Genomic DNA, 14,693 nt, shown 5'->3' on the forward strand with positions numbered 1-14,693 from the left:
GATTCTTTTGAGGTTTCCATTTTCAATAATAATAATTGTTAAATAATGCCGTTTCGCAATGATATCACGACCGCAGAAAATCGTTTTCAATCTTAATGAACGAGCTGTTGTCAAATATCTGGAGCAGTATGGAAATGAGAGAGGAGAATACACCTATTGAGAAGCCGAAGAGATCGAATCGAGACTGGTGGCCTAATCAGCTGGACATCAGCATCTTGCATAAGCCCTGTCCCTTGTCCAACCCCATGGGCAAGGATTTCTGCTACGCTGAGGAGTTCAAGAAGCTCGACCTGAAGGCATTGAAAGAAGATCTCTATACGTTGATGACCGAATCCCAAGATTGGTGGCCCGCTGACTATGGACATTATGGCGGATTGTTCATCCGCATGGCCTGGCATAGCGCGGGCACTTACCGTAGGGGTGATGGCAGAGGGGGCGCGGGCTCAGGGCAGCAGCGTTTTCCTCCGCTCAATAGCTGGCCAGATAACATTAACTTGGACAAAGCAAGGCGCTTGCTCTGGCCTATCAAGCAGAAATATGGGAGGAGGATCTCTTGGGCCGATCTCATGATCCTCGCTGGCAACTGCGCCCTTGAATCGATGGGCTTCAAGACCTTCGGCTTCGGAGGAGGACGCGAGGACGCGTGGGAGCCTGAAGAAGTCTATTGGGGTAGCGAGAGTAAATGGCTAGAGGAGAAGAGGTACAGCGGCGAGAGAGAGCTCGAGAACCCTCTAGCCGCGGTCCAGATGGGGCTTATCTATGTCAATCCAGAGGGACCCAATGGCGTCCCAGACCCGGTGGCCTCAGGTCGCGATGTGCGGGAGACCTTCAAGCGCATGGGGATGACGGAAGAGGAGACTGTGGCTCTCATAGCCGGCGGGCATACCTTCGGTAAATGTCATGGAGCGGGCCCTCCATCCCACGTAGGACCCGAGCCCGAGGCCGCGGGCATAGAAGAGCAAGGTTTGGGCTGGAAGAGCAGCTTCAGGAGCGGGAAGGGTGCAGACACCATCAGCAGTGGCCTGGAGGGGGCTTGGAAGCCTAACCCCACGAGATGGGACATGGGATATCTGAACACATTGTTCAAGTATGATTGGAAGTTGGTGAAGAGCCCGGCCGGCGCATATCAATGGATACCCACCGATCCCGCGGCGGCCTCCACCGTTCAGGACGCTCACGATCCTTCCAAGAGGCATTCCCCCATGATGACCACTGCCGACCTATCGCTAAAGATGGACCCCGTACTCTCTCCCATAGCCAAGAGGTTCCGTGATAACCCAGAGGAGTTCGCCGAGGCCTTCGCACGTGCCTGGTTCAAGCTCACCCATCGCGATATGGGACCTCGCACGCGTTATCTCGGCCCAGAGGTTCCGGCTGAGGATCTGATATGGCAGGATCCGATACCCCCAGTCGACCACGAGTTGATTACTGAGGAGGACGTGGAATTTCTGAAAAGTAAGATCATGACCTCAGGACTGTCCATTTCCAGATTGGTGTATACCGCTTGGTCCTCAGCCTCGACCTTCCGCGGATCCGACAAGCGCGGGGGCGCCAATGGAGCACGAATCCGCCTCGCACCGCAGAAGGACTGGGCCGTGAACGAGCCTGAGCAATTGAGCAGGGTGCTGCAGATTCTTATCCAGATACAAAGGGAATTCAACCACGCGCAGAAGGGGGAGAAGAAGGTTTCTCTGGCAGACCTGATCGTCCTAGCGGGGTGCGCAGCTGTGGAGCAGGCAGCTAAGAAGGCAGGTCACGATGTGAAAGTCCCGTTCACTGCGGGACGCATGGACGCTTTGCCGGAACAGACCGATGTCGAATCCTTCAGTGTGCTGGAGCCTGCCGCGGATGGCTTCCGCAACTATCAACGGGCTAGGTTCTCAGTCCCAGCAGAGGCCCTTCTAGTGGACAAAGCACAGCTGCTGACCTTGACCGCTCCAGAGATGACGGTGCTTATAGGAGGAATGCGCGCCCTGAACGCTAACTATGGAAATTCCCAGCATGGCGTTTTCACCAAGAGACCGGAAACGCTAGCGAATGATTTCTTCGTGAACCTTCTAGATATGAGGACAGAATGGAGGCCTTCAGCCAAGGAGCCCGATACATTCGAGGGCCGAGACCGGAAAACAGGGGAGCTGAAATGGATTGGTACGCGTGTAGACTTGATTTTCGGTTCTCATTCCCAGCTCCGTGCCATAGCCGAGGTCTATGCCTGCCATGATTCCCAAGAGAAGTTCGTAGCGGATTTTGTGGCGGCTTGGGATAAGGTCATGAGCCTGGATAGGTTCGATCTCCCCCGCCCGAGGTGAGCCCATAGATACCCCTAGCGGTGTTCCCCTTCAAACAACCTCAAACTGGAAAAGGCCTCTCCTTCCTTTGGCCAGGGCCCTGGCACGAATCGACCGCAGCAGGAGGTCTATACAGCCGATCACTCAATTAATATTCCGTCATCATTTACTAAACGGTAGGAGTTTTTCATGAGAGACCCCGAGGACACCTTAGAGGAGCTAACTTCCATCCTCGATGAACTGAGGGAAAGAAGCCACAGCATGGTGGTCCTGGTGGAGGGGCAAAAGGACAGGGCTGCCATGTCCTTGCTCGGTGTGGATGGTGAGGTTTGGCAGGTTCAGGGACCAAATGGCATATTTTCCACCGCGGAGAGGCTAGCCAAGGAGCGAAAGGGAGCCATCATTCTAACTGATTGGGATCGGAAGGGGGGCCAGCTGGCCCGCATGCTAAGGGAGGCTTTGAAGGCCAATGCCGTGCCCTATGACGACCAGATTCGAATGCGTCTCGTGATCCTGGTGAAGACAGAGATAAAGGATATCGAGTCTCTTCCTGCCTTCTTTACCAGATTGGTGTCTCTGTCCCAAGCTCAAGTCTTGGAAGTGCAAATCGAGGATCAGAGGGTGAGCGGGTCGACCAGTAAGCGATTATCTGGTTCTGGCAGAAAGGGTAGCAAGGAATAGGAATGCATCATCAGCAATATTTTTAATTTCGTATTGGGTAGCGAGGATGTTAACATGAAGCGCGCTGGAGAGATGCTTTCCGAGCTGGGGTTGACCAGCATCGACCAGTTGTTCGAGGATATACCGCCTGAAGTGCGCATCAACGGCCTACATCTACCAGCAGGGATTTCGGAGGCCGAGGTGCTGCGAGAGATCAGAACCATGATGGCCATGAATCTGGATGCAGAAGGGCGTCCCTGTTTCCTAGGCGCGGGCATATATAACCATTTCATCCCCTCGGCGGTAAAGACCATCGTAACCAGATCGGAATTCATCACTTCCTACACACCTTATCAGCCTGAGATCAGCCAGGGATTGTTGCAAGCGCTTTTCGAATACCAGAGTTACATTGCCGAGCTCACTGGCCTGGAAGCGGTGAACTCCAGCAACTATGATGCCTCGACCGCGCTGGGAGAGGCGGCTACCATGTGCATGCGCCTCAACGAGCGCAAACGCTTCCTGATCCCTGAGGCCATGAACTGGGAGAAGAAGTCCGTGCTTCAGAATTACTGCTCTGGTCCAGGTATAGAAGTGGTAGAGTATTCCTATGACCCTTACACGGGAGAATTGGACCTGGAGGATTTGCGCGCGAAGGTTACACCGGATACGTCTGGCATATATGTCGAGGTTCCGAATTTCTTCGGTGTCATCGATTCCCATGCTCCTCTCCTAAAAAAGGAATTCCCCGAAGCTGCTCTGGTGGTGGGGGTCAACCCCATCTCCTTGGGGATCCTAAAGGCACCTGGCGATTATGGAGCCGACATATGCATCGGGGAGGGACAACCTTTGGGCATACCCATGAACTTCGGTGGACCGCTCCTAGGTATATTCGCCTGCCGTCAGGAGCACGTGCGCAAGATGCCGGGACGTGTCATAGGCATGACCAAGGACGCAGAGGGGGAGAGGGCGTTCTGCATGACCTTGCAGACCAGGGAGCAGCATATCCGGCGCTCCAAGGCCACGTCCAACATATGCACTAATGAGGCTCTCTTGGCGGTGGCAGCGGCTGCTTACCTGGGCATATTGGGGAGGGAAGGATTGCGCACCCTGGCCAAGATAAACATATCACGCGCTCGTAAGCTGCAAGCTCTAATCGACCAATTGGACGGCTTTGACTCGCCCATCTTCGACTCCTACCATTTCAATGAGTTCGTGATCCGGACACCGCTGAGACCGGAGAAGCTGAACAAGCTGTTGCTTAGGAAGGGCATCCTAGGAGGACTACCTCTTCACCGCCATATTCGCCAACTTCCAGACCACATGCTGCTTTGCGCCACCGAGCTCACCTCCGATGAGGATATGGAGCGCTTGATAAGCGCGCTAAAGGAGGTGGTCTGATGTACCGCCAGGCCAGGCATGACAGACGCCTGATATTCGAGTTGGACGGTAAATCTGAGATCGACCTTCCTCATTCCGATGAGGTAGAAAGGCTGGAGGACTTGGCCCCCCCCGAGCTCCTAAGGGAATCCCTGGACCTCCCCTCCCTGCCGGAGAGGGAGGTGGTGAGGCATTACGTCAATCTCAGCCAGATGAATTTCGGAGTGGACAACGGCATTTATCCATTGGGATCCTGCACGATGAAGTACAATCCCAAATACGGGGATGTCCTGTCCTCGCTGCCAGGCGTAGCCAGCATACATCCCTATCAAGAGGAGGAGTCGATACAGGGTGCCTTGCGCCTGATGTACGAGCTGGAAAAGGCGCTGTGCGAGATATCGGGGATGGACGCGGTGACGCTGCAGCCCGCCGCCGGTGCGCACGGAGAGTTCACCGGGATGCTCCTGGCCAAAGCCTATCATGCCAAAAAGGGGGAGCAAAGAACGCAGGTGGTGGTGCCTGATTCCGCGCATGGGACTAATCCAGCTAGCGCGGCTATGGCCGGGTTCGAGGTCATAGAGATTCCTTCAGGACCAGACGGCTGCGTGGACTTAGAGGCTTTGGATGCGGCGGTGAGCGAGAGGACCGCAGCCTTCATGATCACAAACCCCAACACCTTAGGCATCTTCGAAGCGCGAATCAGGGATATTGCCAGGATAGTGCATGAGGCGGGAGCGTTGCTGTATTATGACGGGGCCAATCTCAACGCAGTCATGGGGAAGACCTCTCCTGGCATCATGGACTTTGACATCGTCCACTTCAACCTTCACAAGACCTTCGCCACTCCTCATGGCGGAGGGGGTCCAGGCGCAGGCCCAGTGGGCGTAAAGAAGAAACTGGAGCCTTTCCTCCCCGTTCCGAGGATAGTCCTGCGTGAAGGTCGCTATCATTTGGAATATGATATGCCGGATTCTATTGGCAAGGTGAGAGCCTTCTACGGCAACTTCGCCGTGTTAGTGCGCGCCTATGCCTACATTTTGAGACAGGGCGGGAACGGGCTTAAGGAGGCTTCAGAGAGAGCAGTGCTCAATGCCAACTATCTGAAGCACCGATTAGCCTCAGTCTATCCTGCACCATATAAAGAGCTAAGGAAGCATGAGTTCGTGGTCTCATGCAAGAAATTGAAAGAAGAGAAAGGTATAAGAGCGCTGGATGTGGCGAAGAGATTGCTGGACTACGGTATGCATGCCCCCACGGTATATTTCCCTTCTCTGGTAGAAGAGGCGTTGATGATCGAGCCTACCGAGTCTGAGACCAAGGGTACGCTGGACCGATTTGCTGAGGCTCTGCTGCGCATAGCCTCCGAAGACCCCCAGCTAGTCAAGTCCTCTCCCCACAATACCTCAGTCAAGCGTGTGGACGAGGTTCAAGCAGCAAAAGAAGCCATACTCTCATACCGCGCCTATCGGCGCAGGATGATGAGGGGAGCTGAAAAAGGGAGCTAAAGCAAGGAGAATTATTTTCTCAAAGAAGTCAATGGCTGGGATATGATGGCATCGACGGAGTGGGTAGAGGAGGCGAGGCAGGAGGCGGCCTCAGCGGAGCGACCGTACCATGGTCTTTTTGTGGTATTCGAGGGCATCGATGGCTCGGGAAAGACGACAGTGTCGAAGATTGTCTTCGAGGCCCTGTCTGCCTCCATGCCTGAGAGGGTTCTGCTCACCTCCGAGCCGACTCATTCCTTCATCGGGGAGGCGGTTCGCCGCGCCAATACCATGGACGTTGATCTTGTGGCTGAAGCCCTGCTATTCGTTGCCGACCGAGCAGAGCATACCCGCCAGATCGTACGATGGCTGCAGCAAGGGAAGCTGGTGATATGCGATAGATACTATGCCAGCACTATTGCTTATCAAGGAGCTTTACTCCCTTCTCGCTTAGGAGGTAGAGGAAGGGCAGTAGAATGGCTCAAATTGGTCAACGAACCTGCCATCGTGAAGCCTGACCTCACTCTGCTTCTCTCCCTGCCTGTGCCCTTGGCCTTGGAGAGGTTGAGCGGCAGGAGGGGGCTAACCAAATTCGAGTACGAACACTACCTGCGCGAAGTCGAGGTCATCTATCGCCAGTTGGCCGCAGAGGACAGTTCTTTCGTCTCCTTGGACGCCTCCAGATCAGTGGAAGAGGTGGCGCGAGAGGCATTGCGACATATAAGAAGCAAGATTTAAGCAAATCATCGGGGATGGCTCCTCATGCACCCAAGCGAGATGCTGCGTGGAACGGCCTCAAAGGATTTGGATGGTAAACGGATAGTACTGGGCGTGACCGGCAGCATCGCAGCCATAGAGAGTTTCGGATTGGCGCGCGAGCTCGTGCGCCATGGCGCGCATGTGCAGGCGGTGCTGACCCCAGACGCGGCCAAGCTGGTCACTCCTTGGGCCTTGGAGTTCGCCACAGGCAATCCAGTGATAGAGGTGATAGACAGTAGAGTGCAGCACGTAGCACTCCTGGGAGACGTTCCGGACCACGCCGATCTGCTGCTTATCGCCCCTTGCACTGCCAACACCATCTCCAAGATCGCCAGCGGAATAGATGATACCCCCGTAACTACCATGGCCAGCACTGCCCTAGGATCCAATATACCTGTCATGGTAGCCCCGGCCATGCACCTGACGATGTATCAGAATCCCTTCGTGGCCAAGAATCTTAAAGCTCTGGAAAGCGAGGGCGTGGAGATCGTAGGGCCTAGGGTGGAGGGAGGGAAGGCCAAGATAGCGGAGATGGAAGAGATAGTGGCCAGGGTGATTAGACGAATCGGCCGTAGAGACTATCTAGGGAAGAAGGTGCTGGTCATAGGTGGTGCAAGCGAGGAGCCAATTGATGATGTGCGCGTGATCACCAATCGCAGCACAGGCGAGACTGCGGTGCTCTTGGCCAAGGCCGCTTTCCGACGGGGGGCTGAGATCGAGCTGTGGATGGGCAGGAGCTCAGTGCAGGTGCCTTCCTATATCACAACGAGACGCTTCTCCAGCGTAGATGAGCTGATAGCCTTGAGTCAAGAAGCATCCCATGACCTGATAATCGTACCTGCAGCACTGGGCGATTATGCCACGACAAAGGTGGAGGGGAAGATTCCTTCCGGGAGGGAAGAGCTAGTGCTACGGCTTAGGCCCCTACCCAAGGTTCTTAAAGCGCTTCGTCCCAAAGCCAGAACGCTTATAGGATTCAAGGCCGAGCATGCTGCGGAGCGCGAGCACCTCCTTTCCCGCGCCTCTTCACGGCTGAAAGAGATACCTCTGGACCTCATAGTGGCCAACGATCTGCGGGATGTATTGCCGGGAGAGACCAAAGCCATAATCCTGGATGCCGAGGGTGTTAGGATGGAGTTTAAGGGCAGTAAGAGAGAGTTGGCAGACCGCATCTTGGACGAGGCGAGGATGTTAGGGAGAAGGGCATAGGATGAGAGCCAAAGCCTTCTGCCCCGCTCATGTGACAGGCTTCTTCCAAATCTGCGAGCACCGCGACCCCATGCGTTCCGGATCTAAGGGCGCGGGGATGTGCCTCAGTCTTGGCGCAACCTCCACGGTCCGGATAGAGGAAGGCAATGGAGAGGTCATCGTGCGCATCGATGGGAAAGAGGCAAGGGCGCCAGTGACTGAGGCGGCGGTAAGCAATGTGATTCTGGAGCGGAAAGTGGATGTCTATGTGGATATCGTCCAGGACCTGCCCTGCGGCCAAGGTTTCGGCATGAGCGCAGCGGGAGCGCTTTCTGCGGCGCATGCCACCTGCGACATTCTAGGCCTGCCCTTCCGAGCGGCCCTGCGAGCGGCGCATGAGGCCGAGCTGTCCCACCGCACTGGCCTAGGGGATGTGGCGGCCATGTCCCGGGGAGGCATCACCTTCAGGCGCAAGGAGGGGCTTCCTCCCTATGGTGTGATAGACCGCATCAACGCTGAGCCAGAGGTGGTGCTCTGCGTGGTAGGCGGACCCTTGGCAACCTCATCCATCCTCTCAGACCCGGGGAAAAGAAAAGTGGTGAACGAGGTGGGCAAAGATTGCGTTAAGCGCATGTCTCTTTCTCCTACCCTAGCGACGCTGATGCGACTCTCAAGGGAGTTCATGAGTCGAACTGGGCTAGCGACTCAAGAGGTGGAGCAGGCGGTCCAGGCTGCAGAGGAGTTTGGTCCCGCCAGCATGGCCATGCTAGGTAACTCCATCTTCGCTGTAGGACATGTGCCAGACCAGGACCGCTTGCTATCGGAGCGGGGCACAACGTACCGCTGCAGGGTGGATTGGAGAGGGCCGCGGATCATAGATTCCTCTAAGGATGAAGAGTAAGCTCTTTTATGAGTTCGTAACTCTTCAATCACTTGCATGCAGGTGGATCAGGACGGGCCAGCGGGTCGGCTGGCATGGAGATTGGGGGGCAGCCTCTTCCTCGGAGCCCTGTGGCTCTCGTTGATTATCATATGGCTTTACTTCATGGCAGGCCAGTTCAGCGTATACCAGAACTTGGCCGTAATTCTGCTCTCCCTAACCCTGGTCGCGGCCCTACTCCTGATTTTATGGGGCAGGTATGGCATTAACCTTGCTCGGCAGATAGAAAAAATCGAGATAGATTGGAAGGGCAAGAGCGGATTTTCAAGAGGGCGGCTCTCGATCACCTTGCTAATATGGGGTACCTGGATGGCATCAGTGATAGCTTGGCTGTGGCTGTTCGCCGAGGGGTATAATGCCTATCAAAGCCTAGCAGTGATCCTAGTTTCTCTCATCATAGCAGGTGGCGCGGTTGCTATGCTATGGACCGTGGTGAAGGGATGATTATCGCCCCCTCATCATTCGAATAAGGTGAATAGCTGATCATCTTCACCCACATCGAAGAGACCGATGCGCGCTCCCGCATCAAGCCATGCATGCGCATAGTTGACGCAGGCAAAGGCGTTCACATAATCCCCTTTCTGAGAGAAGTGTTGAGCATCCTCAAAATAGGACTTTGCCATATCCAAGAATGATTCTGCCAGCCTGCGATTGAAGGAGCGGGGAGGAGCTGCTATCCTGGCCTTGGAAAGAGCTCTTTTAGTCTTATCCAAATAATTAGATAGCTTCTCTTCCGTGATCCGGTCCTGCATCTCTACCTCTTGGTGGGGATTATTTCCACCGACTCTCCTCCATGCCTGGATTCGCGCGGGCGAACTTCTACGAACAGAGGCATCTGGATGTTACCTCCGATGATTAGAGCTACACCCACAGGCAGGCGCTGTATCTCTTCCTCCATGCCCTCTGAGAGACCCTCGAGGGAATTGGAGATGGCTTTTAGGTCATTGGGATTGGTGACCTTGAGAATCATCTGGGTGTTGCACTGTGAGAGGACGTTTTTATCTATCTTCGCCGCCCTCTGGGATATCACTGTCAAGCCTAATCCGAATTTTCGCCCCTCTGAGGCTATGGTGCGGAAGATCTTGGAGGAAGCTGCCAGGCCCTGCTGAGGACAGTAATTATGAGCCTCCTCACAGACTATCATCATGGGCGGTATCTTATTGGCCTTGCGCAGCTCGAAACAGGCGGTGGCTATGCGACTGACCACTAGTTCCTGTATGTCTGGTGGCGTGCCTTTGAAATTGATTATGGTGGTCTTACCTTTGACTATCAACTCGTCGAACCTAGTGCCCTGAGGGGCGAAGATGTTGATCTCGTTCAGATATTCCAGCTCAGCGATGAGCGCGTTGTTTTGCCCCTCTTCATCCCCCTCCAGCACCCTGATGATGTCCTTCAGGGAGTACTCCTTCTTGGCGGTGCGAACCGCATCGATGGCCTCGCGCAAGGCCTTCAGATACGTGGCTCCCTTCTTTATGTTAGTCAGTTCCAGAAGATCTCTGGCCTCGAGATTGGCCAAGGTGAAGCGTAGAGGCTTGGCCTGTGGATTGATAGTAGTATCCGTGGCGAACTCGATGATTTGCTCCGCGTAACCTCTCGGGGTCACGTTGAAGCAGCGGTGCGTGGAGGGTTGAGGGCCTTTCTCCCTCATCGCCCCATACTCACCATGGGGGTCGAAGATCAAGGTGGTGACCCCATGCTTCATCAGCTCCTCGATGAGATCCCCGCAGAGGAAGCTCTTGCCTCCTCCCGTCTTTGCCAGTATGCAGACGTGCTTCTGTACCATAGCGTTTATATCTATCTCCACCCGGATGTCGTGACCGTAAAGCAGACCGACATAGGCCCCTGTCTCCATGTTCTCCTTGATGCCTATCACTTTCTTGATCAGCTCATCCGTGGCCTTGTACACGTGATCTCCCGCCCTAAAGGGAGTGCGAGGCACTTGTAAAAGTCCTCGATCGTCGCGAAAGCCTACTATGTCCACCTTGGCTATGACCTCCTCGTCGATCTGCACCTCCTCCCCGTCCTGGATCATCTTAGCACGGTCTAGAGAGAGATTCGTCTTTCTCTCCATGGAAGAGACCCGGCCCAGAACCCAGCCCTCATGCTGATGCTCTACCTGCACATATTCCATGGTTTCGATATCCCCGAAGACCCGGCAATGGAACTCACAGGTGCCGACGTTGCCGAAGATTATGCCCACATGGGAAAGCCCTTCCTTCTTTGGTCGCTTACCTTGATTGATAGGGGCTATAGGCGAAGCTGGTTCGAGGTGCATCTCGGCCGTGCTGGAAGAGGGCGGAGTCCCCATGGTAGAATCTATTTGCATTCCCATCCCAGCGGATGATATCCAGCGTTTGGGATAAATATATTGCGACTTATATGAAGGATTGCGACGGAGAGGCTTTTGACATCGAGAGCTAATTAGCTTATTTATTATAATTTATTTAAAAAAATTTATCATACATACATTTTCACACGAACCAGGCTATAATCAGCATTTTTAACACTGCTGTCTTTCGTGGAAGATGGAAATCATGCCCCCTGCTAGCCATTAACGGTCCTAACATCACCTGACTCGCAAGTTCATGATGGCCTTAGCTTGGTTCAACATGTTTTCTTTTCGCGCAAAATGCGATATATTCACTTCGAGGCCAGGACAATCTCAACGAGCCTATTCCTTCCTCTTCGTTCAAGCTACGCTTTCCATAGCCAATTGTGCTGGGTCTTGCCGAGGAGCAGACCTTCTACAATTTAATAATGCATCAAGGAGCATGGGCTTACTGCACCCCCAATCCTTTAATTCCATTATCGGGATTCCCTCTGCCATGATAATTCTCTGCGGCTCGACCTCAAGATCCTTGGCCCAGGACCTTTCTGCTATGTTAGGGGTAGAGTTCGTCCAGGCAATAACCAAGAGGTTTCCTGACGGCGAGGCCTATGTCCGCATTGAGCGCCCCGCTTTGGAGAAGGAAGTAGTGGTGGTTCAGAACACCTATCCAGATAACAACCTGGTGGAATTGCTGCTGCTCCTGGACGCCGCCCGAGGTCTAGGTGCAGAGAAGATCACCTGTGTCATTCCCTATTTCGGCTATGCCCGCCAGGATAGGAGATTCAATCCTGGTGAGGCGCTGAGCGCCAAGGTTATGCTACGCCATTTAGAGATGGAGATGGACCGCCTGATCACCATCGATCTGCATAAGCCTGATGTCTTGGAGTGGTTCGCCCGCGCTCCTGCCCAAGATCTTAAGGCTGCTCCCGCGATAGGAGAGTACTTCTCATCTTGTGGAATAGATTTAGTCCTGGGACCAGATGCAGGGGCGGCACAAAGAGCCAGGGAGACGGCCAAGGTGATAGGCTGTGAGAGCGATCATCTGTTGAAGACGCGCATCAGCGGCACGGAAGTCAGGATCACGCCCAGCCATGTTGACGCCCGCGATAAGACGGTATTGATAGTAGATGACATAATCTCCACTGGAGGGACCATAATCGCAGCCACCAATGAGCTAAGAAGGCTCGGGGCTAAGAAGGTCTATGCCTCCTGCACGCACGGCCTTTTCACTGGCGGTGCGGTTCCCAAGCTTCAGCAGGTATGCGATAGAATCGTATCTACCAATACCTTAGAAAGCGAGGTCTCGGAGATATCCGTGGCCAAGGTAGTTAGTAAGGCTCTCTGATCTTATTTTCCCTTCTGATGCGTCTCTATTGACTGAGAAGCCTCTCCTTCCAAAGCATATAAAAGCGGAAGCACATTCCCACTTCGCCTTGGTGCAGACAATGGTGGTCAAGAAGTCCGAGGATTTCAGCGAATGGTACAACGAGATCGTAGAACTCGCGGGGCTGACTGATAAGCGCTACCCTATCAAGGGCATGAATGTTTGGAGACCTTATGGATGGAAGATAATGCGCCTCATCGATGAGTACATTCGACGCGAATTCGACGCCACCGGCCATGATGAGGTCTGCTTTCCCCTCCTGATACCGGAGACGGAATTCAAGAAGGAGAAGGAGCATATCAAGGGCTTCGATTCCGAGGTGTATTGGGTCACGCATGCCGGCCTTAACCAATTGGACATCCGTATGTGCCTGCGCCCCACTTCGGAAACGGCTATGTATCCTATTTTCGCACTCTGGATCCGTTCCCATTCCGACCTTCCGTTGAAGACCTATCAAATCGTGAACACTTTCCGCTATGAGACGAAGATGACGAGGGCTTTCATCCGGGTGCGAGAGATACACTTCTTCGAATCTCACACCTGCCATACCACCGAGGAGGATGCGCAGCGACAGGTGGAGGAGGACTTCGTTATCCTTGAGAAACTGATGAGACGTCTAGCCCTTCCCTATTTCCTACTGGTGCGCACGGAATGGGATAAGTTCCCCGGTGCCTACTATACCGTGGGTGTGGATTGTCCCTTGCTTGAAGGCAGATCTTTGCAACTTGGCTCCATACATCACTATCGCGAAAATTTTTCTCGCCCCTTTGAAATAAAGTATGAGGACGTTGATGGCACGCTCAAATATGTGCATCAGACGACTTTTGGCATGAGCGAGAGGTTAGTCGGATGCATCGTAGCTTTTCATGGCGACGATAAGGGCCTGGTCCTTCCACCAGATGTGGCTCCCTATCAAGTAGTGATCGTGCCCATCTTGGCCAAGGGTAAAGTAGAGGAGGTTACGACCGCTGCTAGGACATTGAGGGATGAGCTGCTGAAAGATGGTATTAGGGCTCATTTAGATGAGAGGGATGAGCGCCCCGGTAGCAAATTCTATGATTGGGAGATGAGAGGGGTGCCGCTACGTTTGGAGCTCGGTCCCAAAGATATCTCTGAGGGGAAAGTAAGCTATGCCGTGCGCCACGATGGCTCCAAGGGTTGGTTCCCTAGAGGGACGATATCTCAGGAAGTCAAGGTGATGCTGCAAAAGATAATGGAGGATATGAATGCCTCAGCCTGGACAAGGTTAGCCAACGCCGTGGCCACTATCGACACCCTGGAGAACCCGCCTAAGAAGATACTCAGGTTCGGATGGTGCGGTGCGGAGCAATGTGGCCGCGAGATAGAGACCAGAACCGAACTTAAGATACTTGGAACTCCCTACATCAAAGAGGATTTTCGAGCTAGATGTTTGGTGTGCGGCAAGGAGACCGAGCGAGCTACATATGCTGCGCGCGCCATGTGAGCTTAAACTACGCCTTCGAGGCTTTCATCTCTGCTTCCAAACGAGAAGCAGCCCGAGCATCCCCAGACCTAATAGAGTTACCACGATGGCGTACACTCCCATGCTCTCCCTCTCGAAAATATTCCAGGTGCCATACATCAGGCCCCACCCCCACCACATGGCGAATCCCCCTAGGATAAGGAGGAGGGATAGCCATAATTTCGCTTTTTTAGGGAAGACGTTCTCTGCCATCGGCAGCGCTCAATGCCATGAGCATATAACTATTTTGCTGCTTTAATTGGAATAGCGAGTGACATACACAGCTGCATAAAGCCAATTGGGACTTAACCGCCTCCTAACCGAATTCTTCTATTTTTGGCTGATAAGATGACGAAACCTATATCCTAAGGTGGATGCCATAATATTTAACATGGCCCGCTTGGGCCGAGTGGAGGGGTTGAAATGACCAAGAAAAAAGGCGAGAAGTACGAATGCCCAGAATGCGGGCTCGTAGTAGTCATCGAGGACGATGGATGCGAGTGCGGCGAATGCGATGTCATCTGCTGCGACGTGCCCATGGAATTGGTGGTGGAAGAAAAGCCAAAAAAAGCAAAAGGGAAGGCGTCGAAGAGTACGGCGAAAAAGAGCAATGCTACTAAAAAATGAGAGTAAAGACGGACGATTTGAAAATGCGCTTTTCGTGAAACTCGTTACCAACCACCTTTTTCTCTGCATAACTTCTCTGCCAAGGGAGAAATATCTCCAGTCCAAAGGTTGGGTGATTTAGGGAATTAATCAGCGTTCTTGATCTTGATGTCTGCTTTGCTGAAATCGAATTCA

At 53.7% G+C, this 14,693-nt stretch carries 15 protein-coding genes; 11 read left to right on the forward strand and 4 right to left on the reverse strand.

The window, feature by feature from the left end:
* Nucleotides 1-134: 134 nt before the first annotated feature.
* The 8 genes from katG (at nt 135) to QW520_02815 (ending at nt 9,140) form a co-directional block, all read left to right on the forward strand.
* Nucleotides 135-2,309 (forward strand): catalase/peroxidase HPI, encoded by a 2,175-nt coding sequence (katG, locus tag QW520_02780; protein ID MEM0448728.1) that lies wholly within the window; start codon nt 135-137, stop codon nt 2,307-2,309.
* Nucleotides 2,310-2,477: 168 nt separating this feature from the next.
* The gene (locus QW520_02785) at nt 2,478-2,969 is read left to right on the forward strand and encodes a Toprim subdomain protein (GenBank protein ID MEM0448729.1); all 492 of its coding nucleotides are present in this window, start codon (nt 2,478-2,480) and stop codon (nt 2,967-2,969) included.
* A 54-nt stretch (nt 2,970-3,023) separates the two neighbouring features.
* On the forward strand, nt 3,024-4,346 hold the full coding sequence (gcvPA, locus tag QW520_02790; protein MEM0448730.1) for an aminomethyl-transferring glycine dehydrogenase subunit GcvPA: 1,323 nt from the start codon (nt 3,024-3,026) through the stop codon (nt 4,344-4,346).
* Nucleotides 4,346-5,830 carry an aminomethyl-transferring glycine dehydrogenase subunit GcvPB gene (gene gcvPB / locus QW520_02795; GenBank protein ID MEM0448731.1) on the forward strand — a complete coding sequence of 495 codons (1,485 nt, stop codon included), beginning with the start codon at nt 4,346-4,348 and terminating at the stop codon, nt 5,828-5,830. The genes gcvPA and gcvPB overlap by 1 nt, the downstream gene beginning before the upstream one ends.
* A 42-nt stretch (nt 5,831-5,872) precedes the next feature.
* Nucleotides 5,873-6,547 carry a dTMP kinase gene (gene tmk, locus QW520_02800; protein ID MEM0448732.1) on the forward strand — a complete coding sequence of 225 codons (675 nt, stop codon included), beginning with the start codon at nt 5,873-5,875 and terminating at the stop codon, nt 6,545-6,547.
* Nucleotides 6,548-6,571: 24 nt separating this feature from the next.
* Nucleotides 6,572-7,777 carry a bifunctional phosphopantothenoylcysteine decarboxylase/phosphopantothenate--cysteine ligase CoaBC gene (gene coaBC, locus QW520_02805; protein ID MEM0448733.1) on the forward strand — a complete coding sequence of 402 codons (1,206 nt, stop codon included), beginning with the start codon at nt 6,572-6,574 and terminating at the stop codon, nt 7,775-7,777.
* Nucleotide 7,778: 1 nt separating this feature from the next.
* The gene (locus QW520_02810) at nt 7,779-8,657 is read left to right on the forward strand and encodes a pantoate kinase (GenBank protein ID MEM0448734.1); all 879 of its coding nucleotides are present in this window, start codon (nt 7,779-7,781) and stop codon (nt 8,655-8,657) included.
* 36 nt (nt 8,658-8,693) lie between these two features.
* The gene (locus QW520_02815; protein ID MEM0448735.1) at nt 8,694-9,140 is read left to right on the forward strand and encodes a hypothetical protein; all 447 of its coding nucleotides are present in this window, start codon (nt 8,694-8,696) and stop codon (nt 9,138-9,140) included.
* Between the two features lie 14 nt (nt 9,141-9,154).
* On the opposite strand, the gene QW520_02820 is transcribed toward QW520_02815, so the two are convergent.
* From QW520_02820 to QW520_02830, 3 genes are all read right to left on the reverse strand, one after another.
* The gene (locus QW520_02820) at nt 9,155-9,448 is read right to left on the reverse strand and encodes a DUF357 domain-containing protein (protein ID MEM0448736.1); all 294 of its coding nucleotides are present in this window, start codon (nt 9,446-9,448) and stop codon (nt 9,155-9,157) included.
* Nucleotides 9,449-9,450: 2 nt separating this feature from the next.
* Nucleotides 9,451-11,028 (reverse strand): ATP-binding protein, encoded by a 1,578-nt coding sequence (locus tag QW520_02825; protein MEM0448737.1) that lies wholly within the window; start codon nt 11,026-11,028, stop codon nt 9,451-9,453.
* A gap of 357 nt (nt 11,029-11,385) precedes the next feature.
* Nucleotides 11,386-11,523, reverse strand: coding sequence for a hypothetical protein (locus tag QW520_02830; protein ID MEM0448738.1), 138 nt, complete (start codon nt 11,521-11,523; stop codon nt 11,386-11,388).
* Between QW520_02830 and QW520_02835 the strand changes: the two genes are divergently transcribed.
* Together QW520_02835 and proS are read left to right on the forward strand one after the other, a co-directional pair.
* Complete coding sequence (locus tag QW520_02835) at nt 11,522-12,370, forward strand: ribose-phosphate diphosphokinase (protein MEM0448739.1); 849 nt, start codon at nt 11,522-11,524, stop codon at nt 12,368-12,370. The genes QW520_02830 and QW520_02835 overlap by 2 nt on opposite strands.
* Before the next feature lie 28 nt (nt 12,371-12,398).
* Nucleotides 12,399-13,874: a proline--tRNA ligase gene (proS, locus tag QW520_02840; protein ID MEM0448740.1), complete on the forward strand. Its 1,476-nt coding sequence runs from the start codon at nt 12,399-12,401 to the stop codon at nt 13,872-13,874.
* A 24-nt stretch (nt 13,875-13,898) separates the two neighbouring features.
* Here the strand turns inward: proS and QW520_02845 are convergent, their stop codons facing one another.
* Nucleotides 13,899-14,105 (reverse strand): hypothetical protein, encoded by a 207-nt coding sequence (locus QW520_02845; protein MEM0448741.1) that lies wholly within the window; start codon nt 14,103-14,105, stop codon nt 13,899-13,901.
* A gap of 210 nt (nt 14,106-14,315) precedes the next feature.
* On the opposite strand from QW520_02845, the gene QW520_02850 reads away from it, so the two are divergent.
* A complete protein-coding gene (locus tag QW520_02850; GenBank protein MEM0448742.1) occupies nt 14,316-14,519 on the forward strand; it encodes a hypothetical protein in 204 nt (67 codons plus the stop codon).
* Nucleotides 14,520-14,693: the final 174 nt, after the last annotated feature.

Source organism: Methanomassiliicoccales archaeon (assembly GCA_038740345.1).
GTDB lineage: Archaea > Thermoplasmatota > Thermoplasmata > Methanomassiliicoccales > UBA472 > JAJRAN01.

What these genes read in the sequence shown, in the direction of transcription:
- katG (MEM0448728.1), top strand. Translation starts at nt 135, where the DNA reads ATGAGAGAGGAGAATACACCTATTGAGAAGCCGAAGAGATCGAATCGA.
- QW520_02785 (MEM0448729.1), top strand. Translation starts at nt 2,478, where the DNA reads ATGAGAGACCCCGAGGACACCTTAGAGGAGCTAACTTCCATCCTCGAT.
- gcvPA (MEM0448730.1), top strand. Translation starts at nt 3,024, where the DNA reads ATGAAGCGCGCTGGAGAGATGCTTTCCGAGCTGGGGTTGACCAGCATC.
- gcvPB (MEM0448731.1), top strand. Translation starts at nt 4,346, where the DNA reads ATGTACCGCCAGGCCAGGCATGACAGACGCCTGATATTCGAGTTGGAC.
- tmk (MEM0448732.1), top strand. Translation starts at nt 5,873, where the DNA reads ATGATGGCATCGACGGAGTGGGTAGAGGAGGCGAGGCAGGAGGCGGCC.
- coaBC (MEM0448733.1), top strand. Translation starts at nt 6,572, where the DNA reads ATGCACCCAAGCGAGATGCTGCGTGGAACGGCCTCAAAGGATTTGGAT.
- QW520_02810 (MEM0448734.1), top strand. Translation starts at nt 7,779, where the DNA reads ATGAGAGCCAAAGCCTTCTGCCCCGCTCATGTGACAGGCTTCTTCCAA.
- QW520_02815 (MEM0448735.1), top strand. Translation starts at nt 8,694, where the DNA reads ATGCAGGTGGATCAGGACGGGCCAGCGGGTCGGCTGGCATGGAGATTG.
- QW520_02820 (MEM0448736.1), bottom strand. Translation starts at nt 9,448, where the DNA reads ATGCAGGACCGGATCACGGAAGAGAAGCTATCTAATTATTTGGATAAG.
- QW520_02825 (MEM0448737.1), bottom strand. Translation starts at nt 11,028, where the DNA reads ATGGGAATGCAAATAGATTCTACCATGGGGACTCCGCCCTCTTCCAGC.
- QW520_02835 (MEM0448739.1), top strand. Translation starts at nt 11,522, where the DNA reads ATGATAATTCTCTGCGGCTCGACCTCAAGATCCTTGGCCCAGGACCTT.
- QW520_02830 (MEM0448738.1), bottom strand. Translation starts at nt 11,523, where the DNA reads ATGGCAGAGGGAATCCCGATAATGGAATTAAAGGATTGGGGGTGCAGT.
- QW520_02845 (MEM0448741.1), bottom strand. Translation starts at nt 14,105, where the DNA reads ATGGCAGAGAACGTCTTCCCTAAAAAAGCGAAATTATGGCTATCCCTC.
- QW520_02850 (MEM0448742.1), top strand. Translation starts at nt 14,316, where the DNA reads ATGACCAAGAAAAAAGGCGAGAAGTACGAATGCCCAGAATGCGGGCTC.